16 protein-coding genes and 3 tRNA genes are annotated in these 18434 nt (G+C 58.2%); 11 read left to right on the top strand and 8 right to left on the bottom strand.

Annotated features, from left to right (window positions below):
* Positions 1-2: 2 nt before the first annotated feature.
* Positions 3-917, bottom strand: coding sequence for a LysR family transcriptional regulator (locus FSY45_RS02925; RefSeq protein ID WP_034407671.1), 915 nt, complete (start codon positions 915-917; stop codon positions 3-5).
* A gap of 164 nt (positions 918-1081) precedes the next feature.
* Here FSY45_RS02925 and FSY45_RS02920 point away from each other — a divergent pair, with 164 nt between their 5' ends.
* The 7 genes from FSY45_RS02920 (at position 1082) to FSY45_RS02890 (ending at position 8007) form a co-directional block, all read left to right on the top strand.
* Complete coding sequence (locus tag FSY45_RS02920) at positions 1082-2314, top strand: CaiB/BaiF CoA-transferase family protein (protein WP_046460698.1); 1233 nt, start codon at positions 1082-1084, stop codon at positions 2312-2314.
* Complete coding sequence (locus FSY45_RS02915) at positions 2311-3303, top strand: hydroxymethylglutaryl-CoA lyase (protein WP_122975069.1); 993 nt, start codon at positions 2311-2313, stop codon at positions 3301-3303. Before FSY45_RS02920 ends, FSY45_RS02915 begins: the two co-directional genes overlap by 4 nt.
* 164 nt (positions 3304-3467) lie before the next feature.
* Entirely contained in the window at positions 3468-4454 is a 987-nt protein-coding gene (locus tag FSY45_RS02910; RefSeq protein ID WP_046460699.1) for a tripartite tricarboxylate transporter substrate binding protein, read from the top strand.
* A gap of 206 nt (positions 4455-4660) precedes the next feature.
* On the top strand, positions 4661-6613 hold the full coding sequence (gene uvrC, locus FSY45_RS02905; protein ID WP_046460700.1) for an excinuclease ABC subunit UvrC: 1953 nt from the start codon (positions 4661-4663) through the stop codon (positions 6611-6613).
* 60 nt (positions 6614-6673) lie between these two features.
* A complete protein-coding gene (pgsA, locus tag FSY45_RS02900; RefSeq protein WP_003066269.1) occupies positions 6674-7237 on the top strand; it encodes a CDP-diacylglycerol--glycerol-3-phosphate 3-phosphatidyltransferase in 564 nt (187 codons plus the stop codon).
* Between the two features lie 407 nt (positions 7238-7644).
* A complete protein-coding gene (locus FSY45_RS02895) occupies positions 7645-7917 on the top strand; it encodes an HU family DNA-binding protein (protein WP_003056615.1) in 273 nt (90 codons plus the stop codon).
* A 14-nt stretch (positions 7918-7931) separates the two neighbouring features.
* A tRNA-Val gene (locus FSY45_RS02890) sits at positions 7932-8007 on the top strand.
* A 752-nt stretch (positions 8008-8759) separates the two neighbouring features.
* Here FSY45_RS02890 and FSY45_RS02885 read toward each other — a convergent pair.
* Positions 8760-9062 carry a hypothetical protein gene (locus tag FSY45_RS02885; protein WP_131667118.1) on the bottom strand — a complete coding sequence of 101 codons (303 nt, stop codon included), beginning with the start codon at positions 9060-9062 and terminating at the stop codon, positions 8760-8762.
* Between the two features lie 338 nt (positions 9063-9400).
* Here FSY45_RS02885 and FSY45_RS02880 point away from each other — a divergent pair, with 338 nt between their 5' ends.
* The gene (locus tag FSY45_RS02880; protein WP_046460702.1) at positions 9401-9703 is read left to right on the top strand and encodes a hypothetical protein; all 303 of its coding nucleotides are present in this window, start codon (positions 9401-9403) and stop codon (positions 9701-9703) included.
* Between the two features lie 246 nt (positions 9704-9949).
* On the opposite strand, the gene FSY45_RS02875 is transcribed toward FSY45_RS02880, so the two are convergent.
* The 3 genes from FSY45_RS02875 to FSY45_RS02865 all read right to left on the bottom strand — a co-directional run bounded on the left by FSY45_RS02875 (position 9950) and on the right by FSY45_RS02865 (position 12248).
* A complete protein-coding gene (locus tag FSY45_RS02875) occupies positions 9950-11143 on the bottom strand; it encodes a diguanylate cyclase (protein ID WP_003066422.1) in 1194 nt (397 codons plus the stop codon).
* A gap of 287 nt (positions 11144-11430) precedes the next feature.
* Positions 11431-11742, bottom strand: a complete 312-nt coding sequence (locus FSY45_RS02870) for a hypothetical protein (RefSeq protein WP_223305633.1) — start codon at positions 11740-11742, stop codon at positions 11431-11433.
* 155 nt (positions 11743-11897) lie between these two features.
* Entirely contained in the window at positions 11898-12248 is a 351-nt protein-coding gene (locus FSY45_RS02865) for a 3'-5' exoribonuclease domain-containing protein (RefSeq protein ID WP_131667119.1), read from the bottom strand.
* A 569-nt stretch (positions 12249-12817) separates the two neighbouring features.
* On the opposite strand from FSY45_RS02865, the gene FSY45_RS02860 reads away from it, so the two are divergent.
* The 3 genes from FSY45_RS02860 to FSY45_RS02850 all read left to right on the top strand — a co-directional run bounded on the left by FSY45_RS02860 (position 12818) and on the right by FSY45_RS02850 (position 15073).
* A complete protein-coding gene (locus FSY45_RS02860; protein WP_046460703.1) occupies positions 12818-14716 on the top strand; it encodes a SurA N-terminal domain-containing protein in 1899 nt (632 codons plus the stop codon).
* Between the two features lie 65 nt (positions 14717-14781).
* Positions 14782-14857: transfer RNA gene (locus tag FSY45_RS02855), tRNA-His, on the top strand.
* A 140-nt stretch (positions 14858-14997) separates the two neighbouring features.
* Positions 14998-15073, top strand: a tRNA-His gene (locus tag FSY45_RS02850).
* 603 nt (positions 15074-15676) lie between these two features.
* Here the strand turns inward: FSY45_RS02850 and FSY45_RS02845 are convergent.
* From FSY45_RS02845 to FSY45_RS02835, 3 genes are all read right to left on the bottom strand, one after another.
* The gene (locus FSY45_RS02845; RefSeq protein ID WP_039048426.1) at positions 15677-16120 is read right to left on the bottom strand and encodes a DUF1641 domain-containing protein; all 444 of its coding nucleotides are present in this window, start codon (positions 16118-16120) and stop codon (positions 15677-15679) included.
* 34 nt (positions 16121-16154) lie between these two features.
* Complete coding sequence (locus FSY45_RS02840) at positions 16155-17345, bottom strand: FAD/NAD(P)-binding oxidoreductase (protein ID WP_148747904.1); 1191 nt, start codon at positions 17343-17345, stop codon at positions 16155-16157.
* Positions 17346-17416: 71 nt separating this feature from the next.
* A complete protein-coding gene (locus FSY45_RS02835; protein ID WP_223305634.1) occupies positions 17417-18052 on the bottom strand; it encodes a TetR/AcrR family transcriptional regulator in 636 nt (211 codons plus the stop codon).
* Positions 18053-18434: the final 382 nt, after the last annotated feature.

Below are 18434 nucleotides of genomic sequence, written 5' to 3'. Positions count from 1 at the left end.
ATTCAGTTTTTATCGGTTGAGGCGCTCTGGCACAGGTGCTCGACCAGCAGTTGCGCGACGGGCGAGAGTGCGTCCTGCGAGCGTACGCAGAGCATGAGCTGGCGCTCGGCCCAGACTTCGTCCAGGCGGATGCAGCGCAAGGGCAGTGCGCCCATGTAGATATGGGCGCTGCCCTCGGGGAGAATGCCCACGCCCAGGCCGGCGGCCACCATCAGGCACAGGGCGTCATAGCCGGTGACCTTCATGCGCAGGCGCGGCTGCAGGCCCTGGTCGGCGGCAGAGCGGGTGATGAGATGGTTGAGCGCGCTGTCGGCATGCATGCCGATCAGATCATGCTCGATGACCTGCTCCAGGCGCAGTCTGTGCTCGCCGGCCAGCGGATGCGATCGAGGCATGACCACGGCCAGCCGATCCCGGCGATAGGGGCGCAGGCTGATCTTGCTGCCGTAGCTGCCGTTGTTGAGCAGGCCGATATCGGCTTCGTTATCGGCCACGGCACGTGCGATATCGGTGCTCACGCGCTCCTGCAGCCGTACATCCACCAGCGGGTGCCGGCTCAGAAAGCTTTGCAGCTGGGCCGGCAGAAACTGGGTGATGCTGGAAATATTCGCCATTACTCGCACATGGCCGCGCAGGCCTTGCTCGCCGCCCTGGGCATAGCCCTTCATCTGCGTGGCGATGCCGTCCAGCTCGTTGAGCACGCCGCGCGCCATGTTCAGCAGTGCGTAGGCGGCGGCCGTGGGCTGGCTGCCCCGGTTGCTGCGTGTGAACAGCTCAAGCTGCAGCTGGCCCTCCAGCTCGGCCAGACGGCGGCTGGCGGCCGAGGGCGCAATGTGCTCGCGTGCCGCGGCACGCGCGATGGCGTTCTCTTCCATCACGGCCACAAACAGGCGCAGGGTGATCGGGTCCAGTTTCATGAGACATGCATTATCCCGCCTGGCTATGCCCAAATGCGATGGCAGCTTCGCATTTCAGCGTTTTGCAGGACTGCTCTTCAAGGGCAAGATGATTGAAAAGCCGCTTTGCCTGGCGTTGGTCAACGCAAAGCGGCACAGCAAGAGAGCAATCAAGAGACAAACGGATGACGACGATGAATATCCAAGACCCCGCAACGCAGACCGCCACGCCGCGCGCGCTGGAAGGGGTGAAAGTGGTGGAAATGGGCCAGCTGATTGCCGGTCCCTTCTGTGGCAAGACCCTGGGCGAATTTGGTGCCGATGTCATCAAGATCGAGGCGCCCGGCGCTGGCGACCCGCTGCGCAACTGGCGTCTGATCAAGGAAGGCACTTCCGTCTGGTGGCAGGTGCAGTCGCGCAACAAGCGCTCGGTCGCTCTCGATCTGCGCCAGCAGGAGGCGCAGGCCGTAGCGCGCCAGCTGATTGCCGAAGCCGATGTGCTGGTCGAGAACTTCCGTCCCGGCACGCTGGAAGGCTGGGGCATGTCGCCCGAGGAGTTGCACGCCATCAACCCCGGTCTGGTGATCCTGCGCATCTCTGGGTACGGCCAGACCGGCCCTTATCGCGATCTGCCGGGCTTCGGCGTGATCGGCGAGGCCATGGGCGGGCTGCGCCACCTGACGGCCGAGCCGGGCAGGGTGCCGGTGCGCGTGGGCGTGTCGATCGGCGATACGCTGGCGGCCCTGCACGGCGTGATCGGCGTGATGATGGCTCTGTACCACCGCAAGGTGAACGGCGGTCCCGGCCAGGTGATCGATGTGGCCCTGCATGAGGCCGTGTTCAACATCATGGAAAGCCTGATCCCCGAGTACAGCGCCTTTGGCGCCGTGCGCGAGGCCGCCGGCAGTGCGCTGCCAGGCATTGCACCCTCGAATGCCTATCCCTGCCAGGATGGCTGGGTGCTGGTGGCGGGCAATGGCGACTCCATCTTCAAGCGACTCATGACGGCCATCGACCGCCAGGATCTGGCCGATGCGCCCGATCTGGCCGACAACGCGGGCCGCGTCCAGCGCGTGGCCGAGATCGATGCCGCGATTGGCGCCTGGACGCAGGCGCGCAGCGTGCAGACGGTGATGGACGAGCTGGGCGCAGCACGTGTGCCGGCCGGCAAGGTCTACACGGCCAAGGATATTGCCGAGGATCCGCATTACCGGGCACGCGAGATGATTCTGACCCAGCGCACCCGCGATGGTTTCGAGCTGCAGGTGCCCGGCGTGGTGCCCAAGCTCTCGCTGACGCCGGGCACGGTGCGCAGCAGCGCCCCCCATGTGGGCGACGACACCGATGCCGTGCTGGCCGAGATCGGCCTGAGTGAGGTGCAGATTGCGCAGCTGCGCGCCAAGGGGATTGTCCAATGATGGCCGCCGACCTCAATACCACGGTGTGGACCGGTGCAGGTCGCCGCATTTTCATGAACGAAGTCGGCACGCGCGACGGCCTGCAGATGGAGCAGGCCTTTGTGCCCACCGAGGACAAGATCGCGCTGGTCAATGAGCTGTCCGAGGCCGGCCTGTCCAAGATCGAAGTCACGGCCTTTGTCTCGCCCAAGGCCATCCCGGCACTGCGCGACGGCGAGATCGTGATGCGCGAGATCGTGCGCCGGCCGGGCACGGTCTACACGGCGCTGGTGCCCAATGTGCGCGGCGCGGAGCGTGCCATCGATGCACGGACCGACGAGCTCAATCTGGTGATGTCGGTCAGCGAGACGCACAACCTCTGCAATCTGCGCATGCAGCGCAGCCAGTCCTTCGAGGCGCTCAGGCAGGTGATCGCCACGGCGCAGCAGGCGGCAACGCCAGTCAACGTGTCGCTTTCCTGCTGCTTCGGCTGCCCCATGGAAGGCGATGTGGCCGAGGCCGAAGTGCTGGCCTGGGTGCAGCGCTTTGCCGATCTGGGCGTGCAGGGCATCACGCTGTGCGACACCACGGGCATGGCCTATCCCAGCCAGGTGCATTCCATGGTCCTGGCCTTCAAGGCGCGCTGGCCCCAGCTGGGTCTGACCCTGCATTTCCACAATACGCGCGGCATGGCGCTGGCCAATGTGCTGGCCTCCATCGCTGCGGGTGCGGATCGCTTCGACGCCTCGATTGGAGGTCTGGGTGGCTGCCCCTATGCGCCGGGCGCCTCGGGCAATGCCTGCACCGAAGAGATCGTTCATGCGCTGCAGCTCATGGGCTATGACACGGGCACGGACCTGGACCGCATCGTCGCGGCGGCGCGCAGCCTGCCGGCGCTGATAGGCCACGAGACGCCCAGCCAGATCGTCAAGGCCGGCACGCGCTGGGATCTGCACCAGCCGCCAGCGGATTTTGCCGAGCTCAAGGAACGCGCCCAGGCCAGGACCTGAGACTGTTTTCGCCCCGCTGCATCGGCTCTTTCGGGGGAAGGAGCTGGTGCGGTTTACCGCCCCACGGCTTGCGCAAATTCGGATCAGGCATGGTGTCTGGCCAATACAGATGCCCGCTGCCCAGCCTTGTTGGCGCAAGTCCCCATTCCAATCAGGAGACAAACATGACTGTTCAACGTCAACGCCTTCATTTCATGCTTGCGACGGCCGCTGCCGCGGTCGGCCTTGCCAGCGCCCCGGCCATGGCCCAGGGCAGCTATCCCAGCAAAACCGTGCTGATGATCGTGCCCGCAGCCGCGGGTGGCACCACCGATCTGGCCGGCCGCATGGCCGCACAGGCGCTGGCGCCGGTGATGGGGCAATCGGTGGTGGTGGACAACAAGGGCGGCGGCAACGGCGCCATCGCCGCCAATCTGGTCAAGCGTGCGGATGCCGACGGCTACACGCTGCTGATGCAGTACTCGGGCTACCACGTCATCTCCCCGCATCTGACCAAGGCCAGAAGCTGGGAGCAAAGCGACTTTGCCCCCGTGGCCAATGTGCTGTCGGCGCCGCAGATCATCGTGGTGCGCTCAGAGCTGCCCGTGAAGACGCTGGCCGAGCTGGTGAGCTACACCAAGGCCAACCCCGGCAAGCTCAACTACGCCTCGTCTGGCAACGGCTCGCTGCAGCATGTGACGGGCGCCATGCTGGAGCAGCAGGCCGGCGTGAAGATGGTGCACGTGCCCTACAAGGGCACGGGCCCGGCGCTGCAGGACTTGCTGGGCGGCCAGGTGGACCTGACCTTCGGCACCGCGCCTCCCTTCATGCCGCATGTGCAAAGCGGCAAGCTGCGCGTGCTGGCCGTGACGGGCAAGCAGCGCCTGCCCAGCCTGCCCAATGTGCCCACCACGGCGGAAGCCGGCTACCCGGGTGTGAACGCCACGTCCTGGTTTGCCGTGTTTGCGCCCAAGGCCACGCCACAGCCCGTGATCGACAAGCTGGCTGCCGATATCAAGAAGGTGGTGGAGGACCCCGCCTTCAGGAAAAAGGCCGAAGAGCAGGGCGCCACGGCAGACTATATGAGCCCGCAGCAACTGGCGGCCATGGTCAAGACCGAATATGGCAACTGGGCGCAGGTGGTGAAGTCGTCCAAAATCGAAGCCGAGTAAGCTGCAGGGCGCAGGGATTGCCCCAAATCCCTTGGATCTAAAAAAGGAGCTTCTACCGCTTGACTGATAAGGATCTCAGATTGAAAAGTATCTGAAATTCAATCTCATCAAGCGCTGGAAGCTCCTTTTATTGATAGACAGAACGCTGGCCTGGCGTTTGAGCCGCTTGCTGCCGGATTCGTCCACATGCGCAGACAATAGCGCCCATGTCTTCCACGCATTCCGCCGAACTGCTGGCCCAGGTGGCCGCGCTGCCGCCATTGCCGGGCGTCTATCGCTATTTCGATGCGGCCGGTGTCCTGCTCTATGTAGGCAAGGCCATCAACCTCAAGCGCCGCGTTTCCAGCTATTTCCAGAAGGACCATGGCGGCACGCGCATAGGCCATATGGTCAGCAAGATCGCGAGGCTGGAGACCACGGTGGTGCGCTCAGAAGCCGAGGCGCTGCTGCTGGAAAACAACCTCATCAAGACGCTGTATCCCAAGTACAACATCCTGTTCAGGGACGACAAAAGCTATCCCTATCTCAAGATCACCGGTGTGGCGCATCGTGACGGCAAGGAGGGCGAACCTGCGTTTCAGGAGTTCCCGCGCATCGCCTACTACCGTGGTGCCGTGGACAAGAAGCACCGCTATTTCGGCCCCTATCCCAGTGCCTGGGCGGTCAAGGAAAGCATTCAGCTGCTGCAGAAAGTCTTTAGGCTGCGCACCTGCGAGGACACGGTGTTCGCCAACCGCAGTCGCCCCTGTCTGCTTTATCAGATCAAGCGCTGCACCGGCCCCTGCGTGGATCTGATATCGCCCGAGGCCTATGCGCTGGATGTGCGCAATGCCGAGGCCATGCTGCGCGGCGAAACCAGCGAGCTGCTGCAGCAGCTTGAAGCGCGCATGATGGCGCACTCCGACAAGCTGGAGTTCGAGCAGGCGGCCGAGGTGCGCAACCAGCTCACGGCCCTGTCGCGCGTGCTGCACCAGCAGGCGATCGAAACCACGGACGACAAGGATGTGGACATCCTGGCCGTGCGAGTGCAGGGCGGCCGCGCCTGCGTCAACCTGGCCATGGTGCGCGGCGGCCGCCACCTGGGCGACAGGCCTTATTTTCCGGCGAATCTGGGCGATGCCGCATCGGTCTACTCCAGTGAGGAAGAGGTGGACGCCGCGGCCGAGGCACGGCCCGTGGAGGAGCTGGTGCTGGAGGCCTTCATTGCCCAGCACTATGTCGGCGTGGCCGTGCCGCCCACGCTTGTCGTCAGCCATCCCGTGGAGAAGCGGCTGGTGGAACTGCTGACCGAGCAGACCGGCGTGCGCATCACCGTGGTCCAGCAGCCGCGCGAGCAGCGCCGCATCTGGCTGGAGATGGCACAGAAAAATGCCGACATCCAGCTGGCCCGTCTGCTGGCCGAAGAAGGCTCGCAACAGGCGCGCACGCGCGCCCTGGCCGAGGCGCTGGATCTGCCGGTCGAGAATCTCGAAGAGCTGACCATCGAATGCTTCGATATCTCGCACACCAGCGGCGAAAGCACCAAGGGGTCCTGCGTGGTGTTCCATCACCACAAGATGCAGAGCAGCGATTACCGCCGTTTCAATATCGAAGGCATCACCGGTGGCGACGACTATGCGGCCATGCGTCAGGTTCTCACTCGTCGCTACAAGCCCGTGGCCGAGGCGCAGCGCGAGGCGGGCGGCGCCGAGCTGACCGGCAAGCAGCCGCATCTGCCGGATCTGGTGCTGGTCGACGGCGGCAAGGGCCAGGTCAGCATGGCGCGCGAGGTGTTCACGGAGCTGGGCCTCGATCTGTCGCGCATCGTGGGCGTGGAAAAGGGCGAGGGCCGCAAGGTCGGCCTCGAAGAGCTGGTGTTTGCCGACGGGCGCGACAAGGTCTACCTGGGTCATGACTCGGCGGCGCTGATGCTGGTGGCGCAGATTCGCGACGAGGCGCACCGCTTCGCCATCACCGGCATGCGCGCGGCTCGCGCCAAGGTGCGAACAGGCAGCAGCAGTCTGGAAGACATTGCCGGCGTGGGGCCCAAGAAACGGGCGCGATTGCTGCAGCGTTTTGGCGGCGTGCGCGGCGTGGCCGATGCCAGCGTGGATGATCTGATGACTGTGGAGGGCATTTCCGCAACGCTGGCCGAAGAAATCTACAAGGCACTGCATTGATGCCGGCTGCGCGAGCGCGAATCCGCGCTGGCGCTGCGTGCTCGTGACACAATGACACCCATGTTCTTCACCATCCCTACTGTGCTGACCCTTACGCGGATCGTGGCGATTCCGCTCATCGTGGGGGTGTTTTACGCGCCGCTGGATCAGGCGACCCGCAATCTCATCGCCACCGTGATGTTCATCGTGTTTGCCGCCACCGACTGGTTCGATGGTTATCTTGCGCGCAAGCTCAATCAGACATCGGCATTCGGTGCTTTTCTAGATCCCGTTGCCGACAAATTCCTGGTCTGTGCATCGCTGCTGGTACTGGTTCATCTGCAACGCGCCGATGTGTTCGTGGCCCTCATCATCATCGGTCGCGAGATTGCCATCTCGGCGCTGCGTGAATGGATGGCTCAGATCGGTGCCAGCAAGAGCGTGGCCGTACACATGATCGGCAAGGCCAAGACCATGGCCCAGATGGTGGCCATCCCCTTTCTGCTCTATGACGGAGTGGCGTTCGGAGTGATCGATACCGGTGTCTGGGGACAGTGGCTGATCTGGATTGCGGCGGTGCTGACCGTCTGGTCCATGGTCTACTACCTGCAAAAGGCATTGCCCGAAATTCGTGCCAGGCTCTGAAATCCGAAGTGGAGCTCTCTGAAAGCGCTTGTTCATCAAGCGCTTTTTGCTATCTGGCGGGCTGCTTTCGGAGCAGCAAAAAGACTTTGCGGCAGCGCATCGCATGACTTGATCGGACTGCAGATTTTGTCAATTGTTGTCAATCGGTGAAGCCGACACGGAAGAAGCTTGAAAAAAGCCGCTGTGGATGGCCGAACCCGCTCAAAAACCGCATAGAATCTGGTTCTGTCGCTGGAATGCGCAGCGCGAGTTGGCGTCAAAAATGTCAGCGGCTTCAGGTTGAAATGGGCTTGCCCATACGCAGAAACTGATAGGCTGGCTTCCGTCTTTATCGCGACTGGTTTCTTGCTACGCAAGGTCTGCGTTTGCAGAGACATTCCATTCACTTATTTCTCGAGAGGCATCTTGTGAATAAAACCGAACTGATTGAGCACATCGCTAACAACGCCGATATTTCCAAGGCCGCAGCTGCGCGTGCACTGGACTCCACGATCGACGCAGTGAAGAAAACACTGAAAAAAGGTGGTACAGTATCGCTTGTTGGTTTTGGCACATTTGCTGTTGGCAAGCGTGCAGCTCGCACCGGTCGTAATCCTCGCACCGGCGATTCCATCAAGATCAAAGCGGCCAAGGTGCCTAAATTCCGTCCGGGCAAAGCATTGAAAGATGCTCTGAACTGACACCCAGTTTTAGTGGGTCCTTAGCTCAGTTGGTAGAGCGGCTCCTTTACACGGAGTAGGTCGGCGGTTCGAGACCGTCAGGACCCACCACTAAAAAACTAAAGAAATCAAGGGCTTAGAGCGATCTAAGCCCTTTTTCTTTGCCCTCTCTACCAACCCGAATAGCCGCCACAAGTCGCCTCTACCAACCGAAAATCGTTGCTTACCAAGCTGCTTGAGCCTGGCGTGGCGCCCGGCAGGAGAGCTCATGGCCGCTTGAGAAAAGCTCGCGGCGGCGGGCCTGGGTTACATCTTTTCGGGCTTCTTACGCTCTCGCTCTCATACCTGTTTTTCAAGTGTCTCTGGAGCTTTCTAGATTGGTGTCTCGCTCATCGGACGGGCATAAATAAGGTGAAATCAGAGCGAATGCTGATGAGTGTCTCAGGGTGTGAGTTTTGCAAAATTGGCTCCATTTCGCGTAACTGCTCGGCCTAGCATGCTCATGTGTTCGATGACAGGAGGCCAATCATGAAATCTCTATCTGCTATCGCGTTGCTGGTGACCGCTGGCGCGCTGAGCGCCTGCGATGACAAAGCACCAAAGCCTGAACTGGAAACGCGGCCGCCGGCAATGGAGGGAATACAGCGACCACAGCCAGATCCTGGAGCAGCAGTGCCGAGGCCTGAGCCATCTCCTGCGAATCCAAATCCACGGCCTTAAAGACTGGGACTTGGATAGGACTGCTAGGAGTCTGCTCATTTGGTTGTTTGTGCGGGCTCGCTTCGTTGCTGTTCCCGGCCACGATCAGCCAGAGGGTTGATGCTGTTTCCGGCCGCTCGCTCCCGGGCCGTTTTTGTGGAAGGCTAGTCTGCAGCCGGGTGATCGATGATGTAGCTCGGCGGGAAGTCTTGGACGCTATAGCGCTCGCGCTGCATGAGCATGCGCAGCACTATGTCTGCGGTTACCTCGCGCTCGCCCTTGGGCCGGGTACGTTCAGCAGGTCTACGGCTACCCGCCTGTAGCTTCGCGCGGCATATCTCCCGAATGTCCGCGCGATAGTGGCAGGTCTTCGGGGGGGCGGTGTTGGCATCGTGTGCGCCGATTGCGTCGGGGTCATGGTTGATCCCTGTGTCAATGGAGCGGCCCAATGCCTGTGCAGGCATCACAGGCACCGATCAACAGGCCAATCATCAGCTTGGCAGGCAGTGCCCGCTCGAATTGAGGTGTAAGCATGAGCTCCAGAAAACGAGCCTGCTTGGTGGCTGGCTGTTCAGCTTGAAAAGTTGGAGATTGCTGGTGCTGAAGATTCCAGTCCAGCGGTTTTGTTCATTGGGCTCATGGTGTTTGGTAGCGCTCACTTGTTGCGGGCTGAGCAGATGCGGTACCTTATAGATTGGGGCAACTGCGAGGGGATGGCTGATTTGATGGGGTGTTCCGAGAGGATCGGAATATCAACCAATTTGGCAGGACTCTTCACGCGACGGTCCCTAGCTAGGAGGTCGCCATGGAAACGATAGAACAGATGGCTGAAAGACACATCCGCGAGTCTGAAGCGGACTTGGTTCATATCGATGTGTTGATGAAGCGTGCACAGAAAATGAGTGCGAACGCAGCCGATCAAGTGGAAGCTGAAGGGCTTTTGGATCAAGCCATGAGGCAGCGCGCTAAGTTGGATCTGCATCTCGCGGCCCTAAAGAGCAAGCAAGAGTCCGATTGTGAGCAGCTGGCCGAGGAGGGCAAGCGCTTCAAGGAGACGCTTGAAAAAATACGCTCGAATATTGAAGTGATGCTGGCTTCCTGGCTTTGACCGCCAAGCGGTTGCAAGGATGGGCGACCTCCGAACGTTCCTGTGTGGAGCCGCAGTCGGCAAAGAAAGTCTGTTGCGGGGTACATCCTCCTGCACCTGTAGATCGCCCTGCCAGTCGATGGCAATGCACTAGATGATCATGTTCTTGAGCATTGCTCCCCAGAACGCCAAAAGTCCGCTCAGTGGCGGCTGGGAAAGCTCCCGCTACAGGGTTTTCATAAAGCGCTGCGGCAGGTCATCTTGCAACTATGGGTCGAGGCTGGGATGAGTGCTCTCGATAGAGATATCTGGATAACTCACTCCCGATACATGCACTTGATCACGTCCAGCATTTTTTGCCTGATAAAGAAGCTGATCGGCTTCTCTCAAGGCATGGTCCAGCTGGGACGGATCGGTGATCGATGAAATCCCAAAGCTCATGGTCAATTTTGTGCCAGAGAGAAGAAGGTCTTTATTCGACCGGAGGTCTTGTCGGATGCGTTGAGCAATTTCTTCTGCATCTCGCAGTGCGATGTCGATCAACAGAATCACAAACTCTTCACCACCGAACCGTGCGACGAGGTCGCGCTCTCGTACATGGTTTTGCAGAGTCGCGGAGACAAGCTGCAGCACCTTATCGCCATATTCATGACCCCAGGTATCGTTGATTCGTTTGAAGTGGTCTATATCACAGGCCAGCACCGCCATGGGATAGAGCCTCATGTCGGTTAAAATCTTCAGGGCATATTCATGGAAGGATCTGCGATTCAATATCTGGGTCAAAGTATCAAGGTCACGTTCTTTCTGTAGTTTGCCAACGGTTTCCTTTGCGGCAATGACGGTCATGACCACGGTAAAGAGTATCGCGAAGTTCAATATGCTCACCAGTGTCAAGAGCCAATACGGCGATCTTGGAAATGACCGCGGATCCGGGTATCCCAGCAGCGAAATAATCATGGGTCGAGTAAGAGTGTAGGCTGTGAAAATCATGCTCAGCCAGAGCAGTGACTTGTCGAGCCAGTCAAATGAGCTCTTCCTTGAATAGACCTGGAGGATAGGTAGCAATAAAACAAGGCCTGAACCAACACTGAAGGAGTTCACTCGTGCCCAGACGTTGGGGCTGATCCGGCTAAAGTAATACAGCGCAGCTAACGTGATACCGGCAATCAGTAGCGCTACAAGTGGCTGGGCCGATACACGCCATCTCTCTGCCCAACTTTTCGCAAGGCACCAAGCGCTCAGCAGGTAGAAACTGCCAAGCAGGGGTGCGTAGCGAGTGAGCTCCTCCAGGGGCATCAAGGTTTGAGCTGCGAGAGGCAGTGCAGTGAGTGAATAGGCGCAAGATTGCCAGAGCAGAAAGCGCTGAGATCGTTGGGCGAGCCAGGCAGCGACCAATATGACTGCCAGAACAAAGATCGCCAAAGGTGGCGTCAGAACCAAGAGGTCGTTATTCGCGAACATATGACCAGAGCCTCCTCGATCGAAGAGCGGTAACGCCTGTTCCTTGAGCGCAAAGCGACAATCTACTTGCACCGTAAATGTGTTCCGCTATTGGCGTCACAATTTATTACAGCGTGCGTCCTCCCTCATCCATGTCAGCCTGCTTCTTGTTTGGAGTGGTAAATCAGTCAAAAATTGTCAATGCCAAGACTTTCTTCCATGAATGAAAATCGTTCCAAGTTATTGATTCGCATTCATCGCTGGCATGTAGCTTCCGTGCGATTTTTGAAGCTTATGCAGTGATCTTTTTAATCTCCTGAATCTGAATGCCAGCCTGCTTCTATGGTCAGCTCCTTGCATTGCTGGGCGCCCTTTTGAAGGATGTACGGCTGGCTTGCTGCGTACTGCAGTGCGAAGCCATGAGGCTTTGCCGAAGGGCTTTGGTGGCTTGTCGTCTGCCTTCTGTGCCATCTGGCAAAGCCGCTCATGGGCCTGCCTTGCCTCATCCAGCTTCCCGGGCCGGATGCTGGGAAAGATTGGCTCATCTGCTTGTGCGGGAGTGCTGGTCGGCCCATGCAGATGGCGGCGGTCAGGATCAGTCCTGCAACGAGATTTTTCATGGTTTCGCTTCGTAGCGCTTGTCTGTAAAGCGCAAGCAGCTATCTCAATTGAGTCGATCGCACTCACATCGGCCAGGCATCTGGCGTCTTGGCGTTCACCACGGGCACGCCAATCAGGCAGAAGAAGCCAAAGAGGGTCAGCGCGATCAGTGGCTTTATTTCAGGGGCGGGCTATCAGAAGCGCGAGGGCTAGGGTGCGGGTATGCGGCCATTTCACAGGTCCCCTTGGCAATCAGGCTTTGGAGCAAGGTGAGTGACTTTGCCAGTTGCTTGGCCTCATGGCTTGCTTCATGCAGGGCGTAGTGCTTTACGTCCACAAAGCCGCCCACAGCTTTTGCTGCGGGATGAAGGTCGAGGATGGCTCGCATGTCGCGGTCAAAGAACCATTCCCAGGGTAGTTGCTGGGAGAACGTGTCGTAGAGACTGCGCAGGATCACGTTGTCGAAGCCAGCCCTTCGCATCGGGTTGTCAGGGTGTCGTCCTTGAGATGCCGACGACGAGGTCAAGGAGGACGCCGGACGGTATTGGATCAGGGGATCTGCAAGCAGTTTCCGGTGCCTGGACCGGGCGTCAAACAGCGCATGCAGCAGCAGTCGTGTGCGTGTGCGTGTGCATGTGCATGTGCATGTGCATGTGCATGTGCGTCATCCTCGAGTGTGGCTGGGAAGGAAAGCTGGAGACCACTGCAAGTTGCGGATATTGATGAAGATATAAGCCTTCGCGCAGAGTGGCTAGGCGGTTCGAGACATTCAGTACCCGCCCCTACAGCGCAAAGAAGGCTTGGAGAGCTCAAAGCCTTCTTTGAGTTTTGGCGTCTATTGCTACTGGAAGTGACGGTTGTTCGGGGTATTTCTATGCAAGATGCCCTGGCTAGACAGCGGCAATGGAAAAGCTGGCAGTTAGAATGGACAGGATTAGCCTAACCCTGTTGGTGGAGGTTGGATGGCAGTTCTGTAGAGCATCAGTGCCCTGTAGAGGCCCGGTCGGTGGCGCAAGCGGGTCGCACGGCTTTCACCATTGTTAATGAGGCGAACGCAAGTTCGCCTTTATTTTTGCTGCCGCAGAAAGATTGACCATGTTCGAATCCATCCGCAAGCATTCCAAGTTCGTGATGATCTTGTTGTTCTTGCTGATCATTCCCTCTTTCATTTTTGTCGGAGTCAACCAGAACTACTTCACCGAGTCCAGCCAGACTGTGGCCCGCGTGGATGGGCATGACATCACCCAGCAGGACTGGGACAACGCTCACAGGGCTGAAAGCGACCGCCTGCGTGCGCAGAATCCGACCATGGATGCCAAGCTGCTCGACTCGCCAGAGGCGCGCTATGCCACGCTGGAGAAGCTGGTGCGTGATCGCGTGCTGGCAGCTGCTGCCGCCAAGATGCACCTGACAACGCCCGATGCACAGTTGGTGCGTACCTTGCGCGAAATCCCCGCGATTGCGTCCTTGCAAAAACCCGATGGCTCGCTGGATGCAGAAGCCTACAAGGCTCTGGTCGGTTCGCAGGGCATGACTCCCGAAGGGTTTGAAGCCAATCTGCGTCGGGAACTGGCACTCAATCAGGTACTGGGTTCCGTCTCTTCGACAAGCTTCACGACTGCCGCGCAGTTGCAGCAGGCTATGGACGCCCTGTATCAGCGCCGAGAAATTCAAGTTGCCCGGTTTGATGCCCGTGCCTTTGCAGGCAAGGTCCAGCCCACGGAGGCCGAGCTCAAGGCTTTCTATGAAGCACACACCAACCAGTTCAAACAGCCCGAGGCAGCAACGGTGGAATATGTCCAATTGGATCTGGCCGCTGTACAACAAGGCATTGTTCTGAGCGAAGACGACCTGCGCACCTATTACAAGGAAAATGCCGCCCGTCTTGCTGGTCCCGAAGAGCGTCGTGCCAGCCATATCCTGATCAATGCGGCCAAGGATCTTCCGGCTGCCGAGCGTGAAAAAGCCAAGGCCAAGGCTGAGCAATTGCTGGCCCAGGTGCGCAAAGATCCCAAGAGCTTTGCCCAGGTAGCCAAGGCCAACTCGCAGGATCCCGGCTCTGCTGCCAATGGCGGTGATCTGGGTTACTTTGGCCGCGAGGCCATGGTCAAGCCATTTGAAGAAGCCGTTTTCAAGATGAAGCAGGGCGACATCAGCGATGTGGTCGAGTCTGACTTTGGCTTTCACATCATCGAGCTGACCGGCATCAAGCAGCCCAAGGTGCCCTCGTTCGAGGAAATGCGCCTCAAGCTGGAAGCAGATCTCAAGCAACAACAGGCTCAGCGCAAGTTTGCAGAGGCGGCCGAAGCCTTCTCCAACGCCGTTTACGAGCAGTCCGAAAGCCTCAAGCCTGTGGCCGAGAAGTTCAAGCTGAGCATTCACAAGGTCGAGAACGTGACGCGTGAGCCAGCCCCTGATGCGCAAGGTCCTCTGGCCAACAAGCGTTTCCTTGAGGCATTGTTCTCCGCAGACTCTCTGGAGAACAAGCGCAATACCGACGCAGTGGAGCTGGCCCCCAGCAACCTGGTGGCTGGTCGTGTGCTGAGCTATGCTCCTGCGCACACCCAGTCCATGGATGAAGTGGGTGAGAAACTCAAGCAGCTATATGTGGCGCACCAGTCCGCAGAGCTGGCCAAGCAGGAAGGCAAGGCCAAGATGGCCGAATGGAAAGCCAAGCCTGAAGCAGCTCAACTGCCTGCGGCTGTCGAGGTGGGTCGCGATCAAGCCAGGGACCTGCCGCGTGAAGTGCTGGATGCGGCATTGCGCGCCCCCACGAATGCCCTGCCTGCATGGGAGGGTGTCGACCTTGGCAATGCAGGTTATGCCGTGATCAAGGTCAATCGCATTGCTCAGCGTCCTGCGCAAGATGCTCAGGTGCTGGAGCAGCAAAAGGCGCAGTTCACGCAGTGGTCTTCCATGGCTGAAGTCATGGCCTACTATGAACAGTTGAAGAAGACCTTCAAGGTCCAGATCAAGGTGCCGCGTCCTCAGTAAGGCATTTAAATCAGGCATGAGTTTATTTTCGGCCTGATTTATGCATTACAATAGATGCTTCTACGGTGGCTGTAGCTCAGTTGGTAGAGTCCAGGATTGTGATTCCTGTTGTCGTGGGTTCGAGTCCCATCAGCCACCCCAGAATTTCAAAAACGCTCTGCAGCGCAGAGCGTTTTTATTTGATGAGAGGTGTTTGCCTTGAATCGTTGCTAGTTCAGTGTTTATTGCTCTCAATTTTGATTTGATGGCTCAAATTCTGAAGTAGAATAGAGACTTCTACGGTGGCTGTAGCTCAGTTGGTAGAGTCCAGGATTGTGATTCCTGTTGTCGTGGGTTCGAGTCCCATCAGCCACCCCAGTTTATAAAATGCCCCACAGGTTTGCTTGTGGGGCATTTTTGTTTTTGCAGCTCGTTGCTATGCAGCGAGCGCAGACTGTTTTGAGGCTCTACTTTCTCGCTAAACAGGCTGCCCGGTGCTTGAAAGCCTAGTGACAGTGGTCGGGCTTTTGCATTGCGCTACCTGCATGCAGTCAGCGGCGCGCACCTTCAAGTGCTGTCAGGGCAGAGCTGCGGCTGCCCCGCCAGCAGACGGTGTGCGGCATCACTACGGCAAGCGCAGCGCCGTGCCAGCCATCCTTTCCTGCGGCCCGAGGGGCGCTCGCTCGTCATCCGTGGTGGATTTGTAAATGTGTGGCAGTACCTCGGCGAATGAAATCGGTGGACATGGCGGCTTGAATGCAAAGGTTTTTGGCTCATCTGCTTCACGACTGCAACTGATGGTGCAAAGTGCTCTGCCAGTGCCTGGCTGATCTGTCCAAGGGATTCGGCGGGGGAAGGCTTGGCGTTGCACAGGCGGCACAACTATTCAGGAGGCAAAGCCTCATAGATTGATTGCATCTCCAGAAAAGAAAGACCGGCTGCGGCGGAGGGGCTGGGGCCAGAACTGCTAAGGACTTGCCTTCAGTCCGCTGTGTAGTCGATAGGGTCATAGGCATGTTGCCGGCCCAATGCTCCAGCCATGGATAGCAGGAACGCCAACCCACGGCGCACATCTGGCTCACCCGCCATGCGAAGAAGGCCAATTAAAGTAGGTGTTGTCTCGAGTCGCTCCATGCGGGCTGCGGCCATGCGGGCCGCGTTTCCGGCTGACCATGCTGCAGATACGCTTTCTTCAAAAGCTCTGGCCAGCTTTTCGACCATGTACGCATCGCTCATATCGACCGCATCGGCAGCCGCGGAAAGCATGTCTACGACACGGTTCAGGCGGCGCCCTGCCAATAGAGGCTCGAGTTTGCTCATGAGTTCGGCCAAACCCTGAAGAGCGGCATCGTCGTTCAGCAGGCCTGCACTGAGTTTCATGGCAGATTCGTGCTCGGCCATCGGAATATCGGTAGTGCTATTCATCTCGAATCTCCTTGTGTACATCCATGAAGCTGGCTTAGACCAGGGCGCGTGCTACCGCCCAGTACAGGCCTCGATTGAAGCCCTTGCGCATCATTCCGCCGATCTTGGTGGGAGGCGTTGGCTTGACATCTACTTTGTAGTCATACCAAAGAGGCATTCCGTCATCGAGTCCCATCTGCGCGATGGCCACAACTCGGCCGTCGTATGCATCGCAAGTACGGTCGAAGCGGATTTGCGATGCGATGTTGTTGACGACAACAGGTGACTGGCTGTGGCAGGAGCCACCGGCCTTGCTGACAGGAAGATCCACGGTGTCGCCGAGCACGTAGACATTCGAGGTGCCTAGCATTTGCATCGTCTCGTGGTCGGTGGGGAGCCAACCTTCGCCATCTTGTGCCTGGGACATACCGCTATCGCGTACGGCCTGTACTGCGCGAATGGGGGGGGTGGCCATGAGAATGTCGAAGTCTTCTGATTCGCCCTCTTCCGAATAGGCGATCTTTGCGTCGGGGTCCACGTGCGACAACGTGAATCCGCGCTGATAACGTATACCGCGTTGCTCGAACACCGTGGGGAGGATCTCGCAGGTGTCCCTCTGAAGGAACAGGCAGTTGCGCAGCAATTGCGATACCGTGGGGTAGGTATAGATGATCTCCACTTTGTCTCTCACTCCGCGGCGGCGCAACAGATCGTCGAGCATCAGAGTCGTCTCGATCGGTGCGATGCCGCACTGGTGGGGGACGTTCGGGGTCTTGGGGAAGGTCACGGTGATGAATATTCGACCCTTCTCGATGCGAGTCAGCTTGTCGGCCAATTTGCGGGCAGGCCCATGCTGGTAGAAATGGTCGCCGCCCTCGGCCAAGCCGGCAATGCGCTCTGGGGAAGGAACGCAGCCCGTGGATATCACAAGGTGGTCGTAGTTAAAGCGTTTTCCGCTTTTGCATTGGACTGATTGAGCCGAAAAATCAAAGCTCTCCACTTCCTCGACTTGAAAGTCGATTTCAGACCTCAGCAGCCCGCGTTGTTTACGTCTCAGTTCATCCCGGAAGAATGCATTGAAAGCCACATACATAAAGGCTGGCTTGTAATAGTGCCAAGGAGAATTGGAGAGCATGGTGATGCGCACCTTGCCGCTTAGCAATTCCGGATATAACTTGATGACCAGATGATTGGCCGTCATGGTTCCGCCAATGCCGCCGCCAATGATCAATATGTGATGTGCCATCCTGCTACTCCTCTTAACATTCAGTCGAAAAATGGCCGGCACCTGACAGGTGTCGGTTCGTGAAACCAAATTCAATCGGGCCGAAGTGAGCGCCATACTCCTTCCCACAAGGAGTCAAAGAGTTGTTCGAGCGGTGTGTCCACCAATCCGTCAAGGCGCAGGCAGATAATGCGGATGGCACTGCCATACATCAAACTGGCGGCAACCATGGGTTCCATTGGGCGCATCTCGCCGTCTTTCATGCCGGAGAACACAAAGCCGCGCATACGGACAAATGCGGAAGCGGAACAGATCGCTTGCTCCTCTGGCAGAAACTCGCGGTGGCGTGCGTTGACCACAAAACCCATTGCATCAGGCTCGGTTTCAGCCAAGGCGAACAGCATGCGCAGTACGGCTTCACAGCGTTCGCGGCTGCTTGCGTGCTGCGCTTCTATGACATCCAGCAGCACATTCATGCGGGAGAGCAGGTGTCGATAAAGCTCCCTGGCAATGCCTTCTTTATCAGTGAAGTGGTTGTAGAAATATCCGATAGAAACCCCGGCCTCGGTGCATAACTCTTGGATTGAAGTGTTAAAGAAGCCATTTCTTACAAAAAGCCTCAGAGCCACACTAAGTGTTTGAATATGGCGGGAGCCGGAATTTGGAAAGAATGTCCAAGTTTCTTTTTGCATTGTAAAAATAGAATGAATCTTCGTTCTATTTTTCACGTAATGATGATATGGAAAACAAGGGTAAACCCTGTTTACAGACACTCGAATTTTAAAAATATTTGGCGATTGCAATTTGGCCGGGCATGCCTCTCGCCTTTTGCTTTTTGTGTATGGAGAGGTCGAAGCTCTATGGGGCTCTCATATCTGATGAGTTAACTTTCTTGCGTCTGGCCACCCGACGGGTGAATGCGTTGGCCATATCAGTTGGCTCGAGTCTTTTGAACTATCTGGCAACGCCGCTCTTGGGCATGCTTTGTGTCCTCCTGCTTCCAGGGCTTGATACCCGAGACGCGCAAGCGGCGCGGTATCGGCCTTGGTGACAAGGCACTTCTGACGCTTGAGCCTCATCCCAGGGCTCGTATCGCAGCCATCCTGGTCC

The organism is Comamonas sp. Z1 (assembly GCF_008121555.1).
GTDB classification, from domain to species: domain Bacteria; phylum Pseudomonadota; class Gammaproteobacteria; order Burkholderiales; family Burkholderiaceae_C; genus Comamonas; species Comamonas thiooxydans.
The sequence above is the reverse complement of the archived record's forward strand: the minus strand, read 5'-3'. Positions and strand labels throughout refer to the sequence as shown.

Bases quoted from the DNA above. Each gene is read 5' to 3' on its own strand.
- FSY45_RS02860 (WP_046460703.1), top strand. From the start codon at position 12,818: ATGTTCGAATCCATCCGCAAGCATTCCAAGTTCGTGATGATCTTGTTG.
- uvrC (WP_046460700.1), top strand. From the start codon at position 4,661: ATGTCTTCCACGCATTCCGCCGAACTGCTGGCCCAGGTGGCCGCGCTG.
- FSY45_RS02870 (WP_223305633.1), bottom strand. From the start codon at position 11,742: ATGAAAAATCTCGTTGCAGGACTGATCCTGACCGCCGCCATCTGCATG.
- FSY45_RS02915 (WP_122975069.1), top strand. From the start codon at position 2,311: ATGATGGCCGCCGACCTCAATACCACGGTGTGGACCGGTGCAGGTCGC.
- FSY45_RS02920 (WP_046460698.1), top strand. From the start codon at position 1,082: ATGACGACGATGAATATCCAAGACCCCGCAACGCAGACCGCCACGCCG.
- FSY45_RS02840 (WP_148747904.1), bottom strand. From the start codon at position 17,345: ATGGCACATCACATATTGATCATTGGCGGCGGCATTGGCGGAACCATG.
- pgsA (WP_003066269.1), top strand. From the start codon at position 6,674: ATGTTCTTCACCATCCCTACTGTGCTGACCCTTACGCGGATCGTGGCG.
- FSY45_RS02845 (WP_039048426.1), bottom strand. From the start codon at position 16,120: ATGAATAGCACTACCGATATTCCGATGGCCGAGCACGAATCTGCCATG.
- FSY45_RS02910 (WP_046460699.1), top strand. From the start codon at position 3,468: ATGACTGTTCAACGTCAACGCCTTCATTTCATGCTTGCGACGGCCGCT.
- FSY45_RS02875 (WP_003066422.1), bottom strand. From the start codon at position 11,143: ATGTTCGCGAATAACGACCTCTTGGTTCTGACGCCACCTTTGGCGATC.
- FSY45_RS02880 (WP_046460702.1), top strand. From the start codon at position 9,401: ATGGAAACGATAGAACAGATGGCTGAAAGACACATCCGCGAGTCTGAA.
- FSY45_RS02925 (WP_034407671.1), bottom strand. From the start codon at position 917: ATGAAACTGGACCCGATCACCCTGCGCCTGTTTGTGGCCGTGATGGAA.